This window comes from Olleya sp. UBA1516 (genome assembly GCF_002323495.1).
GTDB lineage: Bacteria > Bacteroidota > Bacteroidia > Flavobacteriales > Flavobacteriaceae > Olleya.
Map to the genome: position 1 here is coordinate 1 of NZ_DCQO01000020.1, position 722 is coordinate 722.

Annotated in this window: 1 protein-coding gene; it reads left to right on the plus strand. The window is 30.2% G+C overall.

Annotated elements, in window-relative coordinates; all coding sequences use genetic code 11:
- A partial coding sequence (locus B2989_RS12335) for a DUF7507 domain-containing protein (RefSeq protein WP_422661832.1) occupies positions 1–722 on the plus strand: 722 nt, incomplete at both ends.

Genomic DNA, 722 nt, shown 5'->3' on the forward strand with positions numbered 1-722 from the left:
GATTGATGAAAATAATACAGAAGTAATGTTCTGTCCTCCAACAGGCTCAATAAATATTGTTAAAACTGGTGTTTTCAATAATGATAATGACAATGAATGTACTGAAATTGATGAAACTATATCTTATACTTTCACTATTACAAACACTGGTAATGTTTCATTAGGTAACATTGTTATAACGGATTCTTTATTAGATAATGCTATTCCTGCGGTAATTATTTCATTAATATCTGGTGACCTAAATAACAATAATATATTAGAGCCAACTGAAACTTGGATCTATACTGCGACATATTTAGTTACTCAAATAGATATAGATGCTACAGAAGTAACTAATATAGCAACAGTAAATGCTGTTATAATTGTTAATGGTGAAACAGTGACTGATACTGATCAAATAACAACTGAATTAATAGAAGATATTACTCCACCTGATACTTCTAGTTGTGAAATACTAGATGAAACTATCGAATGTAATGGAGATAATAACTTAGAACTAGCAACAAATTGGGATAATGCTAACATATTAGCCTTAGAGAATTGTGCTACTGATGCTTGTGATGATAACATAGAAGTAACATCTGATTTCGATTATAATAATCTAATATCTACATGTGGAAATAGTGGAACAATCCTAGTAACTTATACTCTTACAGATGCTACTGGAAACTTTAGTATTTATACTGCTACAATCACAATAGAAGACACAACTGGTCCTGACT